At 33.2% G+C, this 14486-nt stretch carries 13 protein-coding genes; 2 read left to right on the top strand and 11 right to left on the bottom strand.

What is annotated here, in order from left to right; genetic code table 11:
- From hemA to BHX94_RS02320, 6 genes are all read right to left on the bottom strand, one after another.
- Entirely contained in the window at positions 1–1341 is a 1341-nt protein-coding gene (hemA, locus tag BHX94_RS02345) for a glutamyl-tRNA reductase (protein WP_111744762.1), read from the bottom strand.
- 97 nt (positions 1342–1438) lie between these two features.
- Positions 1439–2029: a ribosome biogenesis GTP-binding protein YihA/YsxC gene (yihA, locus tag BHX94_RS02340; RefSeq protein WP_111744761.1), complete on the bottom strand. Its 591-nt coding sequence runs from the start codon at positions 2027–2029 to the stop codon at positions 1439–1441.
- A gap of 106 nt (positions 2030–2135) precedes the next feature.
- The gene (gene clpX, locus BHX94_RS02335; RefSeq protein WP_111744760.1) at positions 2136–3392 is read right to left on the bottom strand and encodes an ATP-dependent Clp protease ATP-binding subunit ClpX; all 1257 of its coding nucleotides are present in this window, start codon (positions 3390–3392) and stop codon (positions 2136–2138) included.
- A 209-nt stretch (positions 3393–3601) separates the two neighbouring features.
- Complete coding sequence (gene tig / locus BHX94_RS02330; RefSeq protein WP_111744759.1) at positions 3602–4885, bottom strand: trigger factor; 1284 nt, start codon at positions 4883–4885, stop codon at positions 3602–3604.
- A 157-nt stretch (positions 4886–5042) separates the two neighbouring features.
- A complete protein-coding gene (locus tag BHX94_RS02325) occupies positions 5043–6002 on the bottom strand; it encodes a hypothetical protein (protein WP_111744758.1) in 960 nt (319 codons plus the stop codon).
- Between the two features lies 1 nt (position 6003).
- Positions 6004–6624: an NUDIX domain-containing protein gene (locus tag BHX94_RS02320; RefSeq protein ID WP_096076232.1), complete on the bottom strand. Its 621-nt coding sequence runs from the start codon at positions 6622–6624 to the stop codon at positions 6004–6006.
- A 208-nt stretch (positions 6625–6832) separates the two neighbouring features.
- On the opposite strand from BHX94_RS02320, the gene BHX94_RS02315 reads away from it, so the two are divergent.
- Entirely contained in the window at positions 6833–7570 is a 738-nt protein-coding gene (locus tag BHX94_RS02315) for an NAD-dependent protein deacylase (RefSeq protein ID WP_111744757.1), read from the top strand.
- A gap of 240 nt (positions 7571–7810) precedes the next feature.
- On the top strand, positions 7811–8539 hold the full coding sequence (locus tag BHX94_RS02310) for an SGNH/GDSL hydrolase family protein (protein ID WP_111744756.1): 729 nt from the start codon (positions 7811–7813) through the stop codon (positions 8537–8539).
- Between the two features lie 145 nt (positions 8540–8684).
- Here the strand turns inward: BHX94_RS02310 and BHX94_RS02305 are convergent, their stop codons facing one another.
- Genes BHX94_RS02305 through BHX94_RS02285 form a run of 5 tightly spaced genes read right to left on the bottom strand, consistent with a single transcriptional unit; the run spans position 8685 to position 14476 of the window.
- Entirely contained in the window at positions 8685–9620 is a 936-nt protein-coding gene (locus BHX94_RS02305) for a peptidoglycan recognition protein family protein (RefSeq protein WP_111744755.1), read from the bottom strand.
- A gap of 34 nt (positions 9621–9654) precedes the next feature.
- Positions 9655–10140: a phage holin family protein gene (locus tag BHX94_RS02300; protein ID WP_111744754.1), complete on the bottom strand. Its 486-nt coding sequence runs from the start codon at positions 10138–10140 to the stop codon at positions 9655–9657.
- Positions 10141–10338 carry a hypothetical protein gene (locus BHX94_RS02295; RefSeq protein ID WP_111744753.1) on the bottom strand — a complete coding sequence of 66 codons (198 nt, stop codon included), beginning with the start codon at positions 10336–10338 and terminating at the stop codon, positions 10141–10143.
- Positions 10338–12335: a phage tail spike protein gene (locus tag BHX94_RS02290; protein WP_111745079.1), complete on the bottom strand. Its 1998-nt coding sequence runs from the start codon at positions 12333–12335 to the stop codon at positions 10338–10340. Before BHX94_RS02290 ends, BHX94_RS02295 begins: the two co-directional genes overlap by 1 nt.
- A 47-nt stretch (positions 12336–12382) precedes the next feature.
- Entirely contained in the window at positions 12383–14476 is a 2094-nt protein-coding gene (locus BHX94_RS02285) for an SGNH/GDSL hydrolase family protein (RefSeq protein WP_170120734.1), read from the bottom strand.
- Between the last annotated feature and the right edge of the window lie 10 nt (positions 14477–14486).

Below are 14486 nucleotides of genomic sequence, written 5' to 3'. Positions count from 1 at the left end.
CTAGTGTTTAGGACTTAACGTAAAGCTCTCTACCGTACGATGTACCATCGTCACATCTTGATTTAAACTTTCAACTTCGTTTGAAATATTAAAGATATCCTGGAAAAACTGAAGTTCTGCTTCTCTATTATCAGAACCACTAATTTCTTTTGCCTGTGAAATTGGATCTTTTAACATTTGATTAATAATACTCTTCATATGTTTAGAAATCACTTTTCTTTCACGGTCTGTTAAGTCAGGCATTTTACGATCGATACTTTCCATCGTTGTTTCCTGAATACGAAGTGCTTTTTCTCGTAATGCAGTAATGACAGGTACAACACCTAGCATATTAATCCAGGCAATAAATTCTTCAACCTGTGTATCAATCATCGTCTCAATAATATTTGCTGCTTTTTGACGCTCAGCTAAATTTGCATCTACTAATCCTTTTAAATCATCAACGTCATAATTAAAGATAAGATCAATATCATTAACAGCAGGATCAATGTCACGTGGCACTGCAATATCAATTAACACGATTGAACGATTATTGCGCATCTTCATTAAATCATGCATCATCGGTTTCGTAATAATAAAATCCTGAGCACTTGTAGAAGAAATAACAATATCATTTTCAATTAATGCACATTGTAATTCTTCTATAGATTTTTGACTACCACCGTATTTATCTGCAAGAGAGATTGCTTTTTCTGCTGTACGATTAATTACGGTAATCTCTGCTGCACCAGAACCTACTAAGTTCTCTAATGCAAGCTCAGCCATTTCTCCCGCACCGATGATTAAGATTTTTTTATTTTCTAATGTACCTAAAACTTTCTTCGATAATTCCACTGCTGCATAAGAAACAGATACTGCTTTTGAAGAAATATCTGTCTCAGCATGCGAACGCTTTGCAAGCGTAATTGCATCTTTAAATAAACGATTAAAAATCGTACCTGTTGTACCTTCTGTTTGTGCAAGTAAGAAGCTATCTCTCACTTGACCTAAAATTTGAGTTTCACCTAGTACAATTGAATCTAGCCCTGTAATTACTTTAAATAGATGGTAAATTGCAGCATGTCCAACTTTTATATCTGTCATTGATTTAACGATGTCTAAATCCACATCAAACCATTCAGATAAAAATGATTTTATATAATATCTACCTGTATGCACCTGATCAACAACAGCATAGATTTCAGTTCTATTACATGTTGAAAGGATTACACCTTCTAACACTGATTTTTGATTAATTAACGCACTATGTGCACGTTCAATCGTTTCATCTGAAAATGTAAGTTTCTCCCTCAAACTCACATCAGCTGTTTTGTGATTCACACTCACAACAACGATATGCATGTATTCCGCCCCCATTTTTTTGCCATTACTTCTATATTAACATTTCTTTTATATTTTATTTACTCTATATAAATATTCGTCATTAAAATTTCACAAATTATTTTAAGTACTTATCAATTGCATTAAGGATTAAATCATTCTTAGCATTACTCAATGAAGAATAGCTGATGAGTGTATCATCCGGATCCATATCAAGATCTTGTTTAATTATTTTTAGATGTTTTTGAACCTTACCTTTAGGAATCTTATCCTCTTTCGTGGCAATAACGATTGTTGGTATTTCGTAATGTTTTAAAAAGTCGTACATCAATCTGTCATCTTCACTAGGGTTATGACGTATATCAACAAGTTGAATCACTACCGCTAAAGACTCGCGCATCGTTATATATGTCTCAATCATCTTTCCCCATCGTTCACGCTCTGTTTTAGAAACTTTTGCATACCCATATCCCGGTACATCAACAAAGACTAATTTGTCATCAATCTTAAAGAAATTTAATGTCTGTGTCTTACCTGGTTTCGAAGAAATACGTGCCATGCTCTTACGGCCAATCATCGTATTAATAAAAGATGATTTCCCCACATTAGAACGTCCTGCTAAAGCAACTTCCGGTAAACCTGTATCTGGATACTGTTCAGGTTTTACTGCGCTAATTAATATTTCTACATTATTTGGATTTATATTCATGACTTTCTCCTGTTCTTCATTTACGTCTTACTATTATACACGATTTTTTAATAAATATATGATAATTGATATATAAATAGTAAAAAACCCGCCATAAAGGCAGGTTTTATGCTGAAGTTACAATATCATTAATTAAATTATTATCTGCATCATACATTTCTGGTACAGCATTATCTTTTATAGCAGCTTCTGTAATAACAACGCGTTTAACATTTTCTAGTGAAGGAATATCAAACATTACGTCCATCATAGACTCTTCAATAATTGAACGTAATCCACGAGCACCTGTTTTTCTTTCAATTGCTAACTGACTAATCGCTGTTAAAGCTCCCTCAGTAAACGCTAATTCAACTTCATCTAAAGCAAGCATTTTAGTATATTGTTTCACTAATGCGTTCTTAGGTTGAGTTAAAATGCTTTTCAGTGCTTCTACATCAAGTTGTTCCAGGTTAGCTACTACAGGAATACGACCGATAAATTCCGGTATCAACCCATAGCTTTGCAAATCTTCTGGTTTAATTTGAGATAAAAGCGTCGCATCATCAAAATCTTTCTCTTTAATTCCAGTAAATCCAATTACTTTTTCACCAAGACGACGTTTAATCACTTCATCAATACCATCAAACGCTCCACCTAAAATAAATAGAATATTCGTCGTATCAATCTGGATAAACTCCTGGTTAGGGTGTTTTCTACCCCCTTGTGGCGGAACGCTTGCAACAGTACCTTCTAAAATTTTAAGTAATGCTTGTTGCACACCTTCACCACTTACATCACGCGTAATCGATGTATTTTCTGATTTACGTGCAATCTTATCGATTTCATCGACATAGATTATCCCTTTTTCAGCACGTTCAATATCAAAATCAGCCGCCTGAATTAAACGGAGTAAAATATTTTCAACGTCTTCACCTACATAACCCGCTTCTGTTAAACTTGTTGCATCTGCAATTGCAAATGGTACATTTAATGAACGTGCTAAAGTTTGTGCAAGTAACGTTTTACCTGAACCCGTTGGACCAATTAAAGCGATATTACTTTTTTGTAACTCCACTTCTTCTTCATCCATCGGTTTAAAAATACGTTTATAATGATTATATACTGCAACAGACAGCGCTTTTTTCGCTTTTGTCTGCCCAATTACATATTCATCTAATAAAGCTAACATTTCATGTGGTTTAGGAATTTCAGTGATTTCTTCATGTTCAATCGTTTTAAGTTCTTCAGCAACGATTTCAGAACATAATTCGATACATTCGTTACAAATGTATACACCACTACCTGCTACAAGTTTCTTAACCTGATCTTGATCCTTACCACAGAATGAGCATTTTAAGTTCTCTTCTTCATTAAATTTAGACACACTTAACACCCCTATCTTTTAAAGAATATACTAAAGTTTCCTGTTGTTTGCAAACTTTTAATTCTAAAAATCATCTGCTTTTTAAATATCTATAGATTAAACTAATTATTATCATAACAAAACCGAACAAACATAAAAATCAAAAGCGATTTTACGGTTTGTTCGGTTTCTGATTATATTGATAGTTAAACTTTATACAATACTACTTATTATTTAGTTTTAGATTCAGAAACTAAAACGTCAATTGCTTTTTGGATACGAAGATCGTCTTTTAAGATTGCACCATTACCTAAAGCAGCTTTAATATCTTCAACTGACATACCGAATTGTTCGCTCATTTTTGATAATTCAGCGTCAACATCAGCGTCACTTACTTCAATATTTTCAGCATTAGCAATCGCAGCTAAAGTTAAGTTCGTTTTAACACGTTGTTCAGCATCAGCTTTCATGCTCTCTTTTAATTGCTCTTCAGTTTGACCTGAGAACTGGAAGTATAATTCTAAATTTAAACCTTGTTGTGCAATACGTTGTTCAAATTCTTGCATCATACGATCTAATTCTGTGTTGATCATTGCTTCAGGGATATCTACTTTAGCATTTTCAACTGCTTGCATTACTAAGCTTTCTTTCGTATCGTTTTCAGCTTGTAATTTCTTTTGTTCTTCTAAATCTGCTTTATATTTAGTTTTGTAAGCATCAACTGAATCAACTGACTCATCTAATTCTTTAGCCATTTCATCGTCTAATTCAGGTACTTCTTTAGATTTAACTTCGTTGATCTTCACTTTAAATACAGCTTCTTTACCTGCTAATTCTTCAGCATGGTATTCTTCAGGGAATGTAACGTTAACGTCTTTTTCATCGCCAACTTTCATTCCAACTAATTGCTCTTCGAATCCAGGAATAAATTGACCTGAACCGATTTCTAAATCGTATCCTTCAGCTTTTCCGCCTTCAAATGCTTCATCATTAACATAACCATCAAAGTCTAAGTTAACAACGTCGCCTTCAGCAACTTCGCCTTCTTCTTTAACAACTAATTCAGCTTTACGTGCTAAATCAGCATTGATCGCTTCATTTAATTCTTCTTCAGTTACTTCAGACTCAAATTTTTCTACTTCAAGACCTTTGTAATCACCTAATTCAACTTCAGGTTCTACAGTAACTTTAGCAGTAAAGATTAATTCTTTACCTTTTTCCATTTGTTCTACATCAATTTCAGGACGATCGACTGGGTTGATACCTACTTCATCGATTGCGTTAGCATATGCATCCGGTAAGATGATATCTAATGCATCCTGGAATAATGATTCAACACCGAAACGTTGTTCGAACATTTGACGAGGCATTTTACCTTTACGGAAACCTGGTACGTTAACTTGTTTAACAACTTTAGCGAATGCTTTATCTAATCCAGCTTTAACTTCCTCTTCAGGAACTGTTACTGTTAATAATCCTTCATTACCTTCTTGTTTTTCCCATTTTGCTGACATGTGTAATTCCTCCACGTTTTTCTAAAATTTTTTCAACTCATTAATTATAGCATATAACCATCTTGCTTCAACATTTTTAGCTGAAATTACAAATTATAATATCATTTTTTATATTTTTTTATCAATAGCATAATAATACTTACATCTATCTATATATCTATTCATGTATCATATTATAATTTTCCAGTAAATTAATAGCTTCAATTATATCTTCAACTTGTGTATCAGACAATTCTATCGCACTGTCTTCAATATTAAATAGTCTATTAAACATCACTATATATGCATCGGCCACAGTTTGTGAATTGCTATTAAAATATGTCTGAAAATGAATTGGATGCATCACAGCATTGTGTAATTTCATCGTTTCTACAATAACTTCAACGATATTCGGACTATTGTTCTCATAGTATGCTTTAACTTCACCAACAACTTCAGACATGAATGATGAATGGACCATCGTGTTTAAATTCGAAACATTGACTCTAGTATCAATATTAAGCTTAGAAAATTTAACTTCACCCTTAAAGTTTGATAACAATAAATACTCTATCATCATACTGCTAATTACAGGATGTATTTCATTATATTCTAACAGCTGAACAAAGCTCAACTGAAAACGGAAATCTTCAGATTCTATTAATTCCATGATCAATGCCAGTTGCTTATTGTAATCATTATCTTTAAAAGTCTGTATAAACTTTAAATGTGCATCATTTCTTTTATTCAACTGATGATTCGCCTCATCATAAAAAGGCATAAGCGACACTATCAGTTTGTGATCAACATCTTCACTACGCAGCCCTTCAATTAACTCAATCACCGTTTTATATTGTTTCAATTTTAATAAACTTTCTATAAAATATGGAACAATTGTTGCATATGCGTAATGACCTTGATTAAGCAATATACTAGATTCTTCACGTAATTCAAGGAAACTCTCTAACTGATAAAGACAATCCAGTTTTATAAGATGCTCGTCTTCAGTTAACTCGAAATGCTTTTCATAATCATTGAATAAATCATATGCTGTTTCATAATCTGCACGCTTCATTGCTGCTTTTATCTGTTTCATTAAATTTCCTTGCAACTTCGGAAAGATAATAATATCAGACATACTAATGACCTACATTATATATAGATTCTATTATAATGCGTGACCATGATTCATATTCAGCACCCTGCATTAAAGTATTTTCCGGTTTCCATTCTATCTTTAAAGTATCTGTTTCATTCACATAAACTTCAGACGCCTTAACCTTTAGTTTAAATACTAAACCGATATGTACACGGCCTACTTCATTGTCATCATCGTTAATAAAACCGATTAAATTTAAATTTAGTGGGTTAACATCTTTAACGCCTACTTCTTCTTCTAATTCACGTGCAGCATTATCTAGTAACACCCCTTCAATCTGAGTATCATCTAGCTGATTCATATGACCGCCGATACCAATTGAGCTTAATCCATGAAGACGCGCTTCACCACCACCTGTTAAACGTTCATATACTAATATCTCATCGTTTTCATTTTCGAGGATACAATATGAAATCAATTGTTTATATGAAGGATCCTCTTCCATATCACCGCGACGTTTCACTTCGTATTTAGATAGTGTTTCATAAATTTCTAACGCCTTTTGATCTTCTATAGAAATAAAGCCATTAAAATGATTTTTCTCATGATTAAAGATGGTTTCACGATTCACCACTATTATTTGTTCATCAAATTTATTCATACAATACTCCTTAAATCTGTCTTAGTTAAATTTTAACCAAATTTCTATGCTAACTCAAATATATTTATGCCTATTATAATGAGATAACATTTCGAAACGATTACTAAACTCACAAATGTTGATTATATCTGAATTCATACAAAGTTGCAAAATTGAGCACAATGACGCGTCATGATAAACTTAATATATTGACGAAAGGAGAAGAATAATGCGTATCCAACAATTTAAACAAGCATTAAATGATAGTAAAAAAATCGTTTTCTTCGGAGGAGCTGGCGTATCAACTGAAAGTGGCATACCAGACTTCAGATCTGCTAATGGAATATTTATGCAGGAAACTAATTCAGAATTTTCACCTGAACAAATTATTTCTCATTCATTCTTTAAACGATACCCTAAACAATACTTTGATTTTCACTTCGATAAATTAGTATATGCTGATGCACAACCGAACCTTGCACATACTTTCCTCCGAACACTTGAAGATAGCGGTAAAGACGTAACTGTCGTCACTCAAAATATCGATGGATTACACCAACTCGCAGGTTCATCAAAAGTGCTTGAATTACACGGGACAGTGATCAATAACTATTGCTTAGCATGCAACGAAAATTATTCACTAGAAGATCTTACTTTGGATGAGCAGGGTATACCAAGATGTCCTAAAGATGGTGGCATCGTACGACCTGACATCGTTATGTATGAAGAAGCGCTAGATGCTAATACGATAGAAAGTGCAATTCAGGCAATCAGTTCAGCAGATATGCTGATCGTTGCCGGAACTTCTCTTTCAGTTTATCCAGCAGCTGGATTTGTAGATTTGTTTCATGGCAAATATCTCGTTGTAATCAATAAAACACCCCTGAGATCTGTAAGAAAAGATGCCATCGTTTTTGAAGACAGTATCAGTAATATATTTAAAAAAATCCAAAAAGAAAACCGCTAAATAAATTAGCGGTTTTTTAGCGTCCTGGGAGGATGGTGATGATGTCAATAATATCAAGCGGTTGAGCTATTTATCGCCATTTCATCGCCATAAGTTATGATTTTAAATGATTTTAACTCATTACTATATATTATATAGAAGAAACTCAAATAATATAAAATAAATTAATTATTTTTTAAAGATAATGATATAATTTTTATGTTGTATTTTTTATCCAAATTTATATCGGGAGGCTATTTAATGAAAAAGTTTGCACTATTTACTTTATTATTTATTTTTTTATTATTTTCAGGAGTTGGTTATTACATTTATAAAGATCATAACTTCTATGATTTTAAAATTGAAAAACAGAATATTGACATAAAGAAAGATGATATCGGTATTATAGGTGATAGTTGGGTTATCAATAATAAACTTGATTCAGCTGTTAAAAATAACCTAAAACAAAATGTTGATATTAAAAGCAAAGGTTATTACGGATATAAATCTAAAGAATTATTACAAGAAAATCAAAACAAAGAAGTTTTAAATATTTTAGAAGACGAGAATATCAGCAAAGTTGTTTTAATTGCTGGTGTAAACGATACTGCTGGTCATATAGGTAAAGACTATTATTCATATCATATGATTAAATGGATAGAACTGATTAATTCATATGGAAAAAAAGCATATATATTAGAAATACCTGAATACGGAATAGAAGAAAAAGAAAACTTTAAATCAGCATTGAAGCACAATTTATATAGATACATATTTGACAATGGGAAAGTAGATGTAATTGAAAGTTATAGAAATCAACTAGAAAAAGATTTAGTAAAAAAAGAGGATTTAAAATATCAGATAATAGATTTTGACTCATTCATAGAAAACTATCAAGATAAAGAAGAGCTATATAAAGATCCTTATCATTTAAATGATGAAGGAAACAAGAGGCTTGGAAAACATATTGCTGAAACATTAGAAAATTAAAATTAATATATTAAAATCCAAAGCACCCTATCAATTAAGATGAGGTGCTTTCCGGCTATTTAACCGAATATTTTAAACTTCGGGTATATGACCGAATACAAAAAAAGCCTACACTCGTAATTAAGTGCAGGGCTTAAAAACAATACTATTTAAATACTTCTGTAACTTTAACACGCCCAAGCCAAATCCAATCGTTACTACCTTTACCAGTTTTAGCGCCTGTATAAATTCGCCCCCAACCGTTATGAGTCTCGAAAATATAGACTGTTTCACTTGCTTTTAAACTGTACCCTGCTTTATTAGTAAACTTAAATCCTGTCTTTTGACTGCCTTTTCGCTTTCTCACTTCTGCACCTAAGCTGTCGATAGTACCTTTGAAGTAAGCTTTTTCACGACGTCCACGATACTTTTTAGTATCGATATTAACAACTTTAGCAATCACTTTTTTAGGTGATTCTTTTACAATTTTTGATGGTGCAGGCGCTACCTTTTTAACAGGTGTGTCACCTGCCATATATTTTAATACTAAGTTATCAATAACACTCATATCATTTCTGTCATATCCACATGCTGCTAATAAGTTTCCTGGATCAATTTTATCTGATTGAATTTGTTGATGTCCTGGCATTTGTGTACGTGGATTAATTCCCCATGAATTACATAACGCAGCCATTACACGACAAGCATTGTCTAATGACTTAAGACTTCTTTCACGATCTGTAAAATAACAAACCTCGATACCAAAAGCAATATCGTTTGCATCATCGCCATACCAAGCATTATCTGTTGGTGTATTATAAAGAACATGCCATGCTTTTTCTGTTACTGGAATACATATGATGCATTCTTTATCATCGGCAAATACTTGAGCTGATGAAACTGAATTCCATGGTTCGTTTGGTGTGTTTTTATAATAATTAACGTTTTGTTGAGCTGTAGTATCTTTATTACCTGTATCGTGAAAAACAGAAAATTCCGGTTCCCCACTATCCAATCTTTGCCCTGTTCTTCTTGTTCCAATAGGTAAAAAGTCTGTGTAAACTGGCACGCTGTTCCAATTTCCAATATATTGTTTTGCCATAATTAATTCTCCTCCATTTAAAAAAGAGAAACGACTATTTTTTGTCGCTTCCCTCAACTTTTATTTTTACTTCTGCATAATCTCCAAGGATTTCATTTTTAGTTGTTGAAAATTCTTCTTTAATTTCTGTCGTTATCGACGTTTTATTCTCGCTAATCACTGCTAACTTTTCTTTTATTTCAGCAGGCACAGGTAATCCTAACTGAACAGAATTTTCAAAGATACTAAATCCTTCATTTGCAATATAAAAAAAGATGGTAGCAGTTACTAATGCTCCATCCATGTGTATAATCTGATCTATGATGTTTGAAAGTATGATGATGCAGAATACTAATAACTTTCGTGCATATCCAAAAAGCGACTTGCGACTCCATAGATTACCATTCACAAACGCTTTTAATATACCTGTGATTATATCTATAAACATCAGAACTATTAATGCTTTGATTAGATATAAATCTCCTGAAAAGAAAAATTGCTTAAATAATTGAGAATCAGTAAATATTACCGTCTTATCCATCTATACATCTCCTTCTATTGATATGACATTTTTATCAATTACATTTTTAATATCTAATCTGCTGAAAAGTTGACCACCAACAACGACATGAGTTGTTTCCTGGTTAGATAACTCATTTTTCAATGCATAAGCATCAAATGAATCTACTTGTAATTCAATTATTTTATTACTAAACGTTTCTATAACGATTGTCATCATTACATCGTCACTCCTATTCTTGATTGAATAAATAATCTACTTGTAACTGTTGCATTAATTCTTGCTAAATCATTTGGCTTTATAATAATTTCCGCATATCTTCCACGCTCAATGTCTCCATCACTATTCTTTTTGATGTATGGTAACAAATCAATGTTCTGGCCACTCGTTGCAGTAATTGAAAGTTTAGTACCATCTACAGTAATTTCTACAGATGAAGCTTCTTTTGGATTTTCAAATATTCCATACTCAATCTCGTGAGTATGACCAGGTATATTGATTGAGTGAACGTGGTCAGGTATATCTATTTGATGGTCATGTGCAGGTATCTGTGTATTATGAGTATGAGCTGGTATTGTAACGCTATGATTATGAGATGGAATCGTAACATTATGGTTATGTGCAGGAATATTCATACCATGAACATGATTAGGTAACTCTACTTCGTGGTCATGTAAAAAGTGGCCACCATTTATAGTAAATCTATGAGTATGTGCTGATCCGTCATCTGGATCGCTTGTTTTGTTTTCTAATGCAGTAAAACTCTCATAGTTTGTAAATGGTTTACCTTTCGCAGTCACAATTCCACTACCACCACTAGACGTAGTTGATATATAAGCTCCTCCTGCAGCACTCGTCAAAGTACCACCACCACCTGATGTGCTTGATTGAGTAGTACCACCACCCGAGCTTGAAGTCTGCACTGAACCACCACCACTTGAAGTCGATTTTACAATCGAGCCACCAGATGAAGTAGAATCGACTAATGCACCTGCTGATTTTAAAGTCCTATTAGTCGCTCTGAACTTTGACAATTCATAAGTCAAAGTCATCTGATTGATATTTACAACGTCTTCAGGAATCGGAAATCTAATGATGGCCGGATATCTGTCATCTGCGTTATCTTGGAAATCTCGACTATCAATATTAGTCGCTCCTTGTGAATAAACGTCATTGACCATTTGTTTTTTCTGCAAGTCGGACCATTTCGAGCCTAGTCCTTTTCTCACCGAACCTATTTCAATCGTTAAATTATCAGGTGTCTCATAAACTCCGCTTCGCTTGTACTTCTCTACAAAGTTATCTTCGTTTATGCCTAATTCTTTATCAAATACTCGAATAACATCCCCTGCTTTGTAATCTGTCGGATTAGACATAATCACATCAGTATGAGCAACATTTATTTTATAAGAGCGTTTTGGTGTCATATTATTATCAAGTATCTTTTGAGCATCATTCTTCAATGTCGTTGGATTCTCATATTTCTTATCTGCCCAAATTCGAGCATGTAAGCCATATTTATCGATTACTGATTGAGGAGCCTGGAGATAAGGAACGCCGCCATTAACTTTTTTAATCGTTAATTGATTGATGCCTTCACCATGACCCAAAGGATAAATTCGAGTACATATGTCTGTTGGATCATCTTCAACATCAATACCTTTCATATTGCGGCCAACGGTTATTAAATCTTTAGCTTTAGTACTCGATTTATCTACGTTGAATACAAAAGGATAAACAGAATCATCGATATTAATTAGATAATCTTCGTTAATCGGCTCGAAAACTGACATGATACTGTTTAAAAGGCTATCGCTATTCTCAAATCCATAATGAAAATACCTGGTTAAAGCACAACGCCCAAGCTTAAAATGATTGACTAACTGTTTATTGAATAACGCTTGCAACACTTGAGTTGTCGTATAATTACTTATCTGCATATATCCAAAAATAACGCTAGAATGGAGCAAAGATAATACATGCTCACACTCAAACGTTACTTCATTTGTACTTTCATTTTTCGTTGTGTTTTTTGGATTTACGACAAACATGCCAATTCTCTTATGGTGATCCCATAATTCAATAAAATACTTAGGCTGCACTAACTTCATTTTTTCATCATTTAATGACATAGAAAAAGAACAAGTGGCCAACTTGTTCTTTTGTAATTCATATTCTATGTCATATGCGTTGTGCAGATAGGCGATTCTTTTCATGTTTGTATCGTATAGAATTGGATTTTTATTTATTGGCATTTAATCACCTAAATTCTTAATAGTCTATCATAAATAATATTACTAATAGCATATCCACCATTTGCAGTAGGATGGACACCATCACTATACATTAAGCCGTTTGCATCTGTAGTAGAGAAATCACCTAAAGTCCTGAATAAACTTACGTGTGCTATATTTAACTCTTTTGCAATCTTCAACTGTGCATCACTATATGCATCTATCGTATGAAGTTTTCCGGTAATATTATTACCACTTGGCGCTATTAAAAATATCGATGCTAATGGCTTAGCTTCTCTAATTCTACTGATAACTTCTTTCATATCACGTTCATAATCTGAAATTGGTACAGATTGAGCCATATCATTTGTACCTAAAAGAATACCAAAAGTATTCGCTCTACATTTTTTCATTTGATTAACCCAATTTGTACGATCAGTAGAAGCGATATGCGAAGCTTTTAATCCTCCATTACCCATCTTGTGAATGACAATCCCTTTATTACCTTTATAAGCATATGAACCAATAAAAGTAACGAGCCCGCTAACTATCTCAATATTAATTGTATGTTTAGCGAGTGTCATTGAAATAGGAGTAACTTGTTGATTAGCTGCATCAATTGTCGTCCATGATCCACCATCAACATTGTATCGCCATTGCCCTGTATTCAATGTGTGAATTTCATAAAAATCAAGTTCTTCATTAAATGTTACTTTTATACTGTCGCCTGCTGTTGAAGACTCGACCATCGCACTATCAAGACCTTTTGACTGTGCAATATTTCCTAATCCTTCATCGTAGTGCTGCCAAGTTCCTGTCAATGAAACAGATACATCACCATTACCAACGTGACCATTTGCTAGACCGACATAACCAACACCTCCATCGCCATATAATGACTTCATTCTATTTCTTAGAGGTAATGTCAATCTGTCACCTGCTTTAAATTCACCACCCTGAACCCAGCTATCACCGATTACACCTAGTTCTGTGCGTTGATTATGATTAGGATTCAACTGCTTACTGATATCAGATACATAAGTCTTTAGATTATCCTTTCCATAACTGCCTTCAACTACACCTGCTGAAGATTCGAGATATCTACTAGGAATATATGATTGATAAGCTACATACGATCCAGGCAATGTATCACCATAAACTAACATTGTATTATTAATGTTTGTGGTACTATCGGATATTCTTATATATGCTGCATTCGCAGGTACAGTTACAGTATTTGTATTAGTATTTGTATTAGAAATAAACTGCTTGTTTACATCATAGAAAGCATATAAATTATTTGTATTACTTTTTGTAACTTTAGTTTGACCAGAAACATTGATAAAATCACTTGCTACATATGATGCGTTCGCACTCAATGCGCCTGTTGTCGGATTTACATAGTATCCTGATGTAACTTTAGACTTATCAAATTTATTTATACTCGTTTCTACAATAGCCAATTTTTCAATACCTATAGTACCGCTTTTTATATGCTGATTAAGTACTGACTCATCAATAAGGCCAGGTTTTAATCCTTCAGCATAATAATAAAATGGCTCATACGGAGTTGATGCTGCACCTTTTTCAATCTGATACCCTTTATAACTGTAAGTATCAACACCTTCTTTTAATGATGATGTGATGATATAGTATGCATTCGCAGGAGTAGTAAAACTTCGCGATGCTTTAACAGTAGTAGCTTTTGCTATACCGCTGATAAACACTTTATTAATATCGTAAAAAGCTACCACTTCACCAAAGTTTTGAGTATATTGTGTGCCTGGCAAAACAGGTAGATAATCAGTAGCTATATAGTATATACTATCTAGATGCTCACCCGTAGTGTTACTAACTGACTTACCTTGTTTTGAATTATAGGTATGAAATATATTCTTTCCTGTCTTTAAAAATGATGTCATTAAATAATTGATGCTATTTATCGAGATTACCGCATCAGCACCTTTTAAACTTTTGAAGAAGTCATTAATTGTTCCTGTGTTTCCCTGCGCTAACCAAAGTTCATAAGCAGATTTTGCTTTATTTAACAGCTCATCCATATTAGCATTAATCTTATCTGCTCCAGCTTTCAATGTATCTGTATATAAGATCTTTGAAACCATTTAATCACCT

It is taken from the genome of Macrococcoides bohemicum (genome assembly GCF_003259675.1).
GTDB lineage: Bacteria > Bacillota > Bacilli > Staphylococcales > Staphylococcaceae > Macrococcoides > Macrococcoides bohemicum.
Note: the sequence above shows the minus strand (reverse complement) of the source record. Positions and strands in the feature narration are given on the sequence as shown.

Bases quoted from the DNA above. Each gene is read 5' to 3' on its own strand.
- hemA (WP_111744762.1), bottom strand. From the start codon at position 1,341: ATGCATATCGTTGTTGTGAGTGTGAATCACAAAACAGCTGATGTGAGT.
- yihA (WP_111744761.1), bottom strand. From the start codon at position 2,029: ATGAATATAAATCCAAATAATGTAGAAATATTAATTAGCGCAGTAAAA.
- tig (WP_111744759.1), bottom strand. From the start codon at position 4,885: ATGTCAGCAAAATGGGAAAAACAAGAAGGTAATGAAGGATTATTAACA.
- BHX94_RS02325 (WP_111744758.1), bottom strand. From the start codon at position 6,002: ATGTCTGATATTATTATCTTTCCGAAGTTGCAAGGAAATTTAATGAAA.
- BHX94_RS02320 (WP_096076232.1), bottom strand. From the start codon at position 6,624: ATGAATAAATTTGATGAACAAATAATAGTGGTGAATCGTGAAACCATC.
- BHX94_RS02315 (WP_111744757.1), top strand. From the start codon at position 6,833: ATGCGTATCCAACAATTTAAACAAGCATTAAATGATAGTAAAAAAATC.
- BHX94_RS02310 (WP_111744756.1), top strand. From the start codon at position 7,811: ATGAAAAAGTTTGCACTATTTACTTTATTATTTATTTTTTTATTATTT.
- BHX94_RS02305 (WP_111744755.1), bottom strand. From the start codon at position 9,620: ATGGCAAAACAATATATTGGAAATTGGAACAGCGTGCCAGTTTACACA.
- BHX94_RS02300 (WP_111744754.1), bottom strand. From the start codon at position 10,140: ATGGATAAGACGGTAATATTTACTGATTCTCAATTATTTAAGCAATTT.
- BHX94_RS02295 (WP_111744753.1), bottom strand. From the start codon at position 10,338: ATGATGACAATCGTTATAGAAACGTTTAGTAATAAAATAATTGAATTA.
- BHX94_RS02290 (WP_111745079.1), bottom strand. From the start codon at position 12,335: ATGAAAAGAATCGCCTATCTGCACAACGCATATGACATAGAATATGAA.
- BHX94_RS02285 (WP_170120734.1), bottom strand. From the start codon at position 14,476: ATGGTTTCAAAGATCTTATATACAGATACATTGAAAGCTGGAGCAGAT.